Source organism: Dellaglioa sp. CoH-55-MRSF-7, assembly GCF_056782235.1.
In genome coordinates, this window is the sequence record NZ_JBXAYI010000064.1 from 1 (window position 1) to 444 (window position 444).

Sequence of the window (444 nt, forward strand, 5' to 3'; positions counted from 1 at the left end):
GTTCCATATTCGTGTACAGATACATCGTGTAGAACCGGATCGGTTTCTCCCGCGCATCCAATTCCACATACCACACCTGAGTACGTGTTTCGCTCATGTTTAACCTGTCACGTGATTGAAGAATTCGCCAGTGCTGTTGAAGTGGTAAATCGGGAACCCCAAGCTTTCGGCCTCCCCATGTGTGATCGTCAGGAAGTTATCGAAGTACGCGAGCCGTGACTCAAATTCCACACGACTCTCACCATGATACAGGTTGACGCTGTACAGTTTGATGTGTTCTTCGGCCCCAATCCTATATTTTTCCAGCACATATTCAACCACTCGCGGTTTGCCCCGTTCGCGCTCGGCATTAGCAGTACGCACACACTTCATGAGGTCAGTGACACTTGCGCATTCCTCGACCGGTACTCCGGCACGCTCCACGTCCTGCGGGCCCGTACGCAC

General features: G+C 52.3%; 1 protein-coding gene. It reads right to left on the bottom strand.

Annotated features, from left to right (window positions below; genetic code table 11):
* Positions 1-99: 99 nt before the first annotated feature.
* Positions 100-444, bottom strand: a 345-nt coding sequence (locus tag AC1RPU_RS07870) for a hypothetical protein (RefSeq protein WP_481769624.1), incomplete at its 5' end; no start/stop codon positions are given.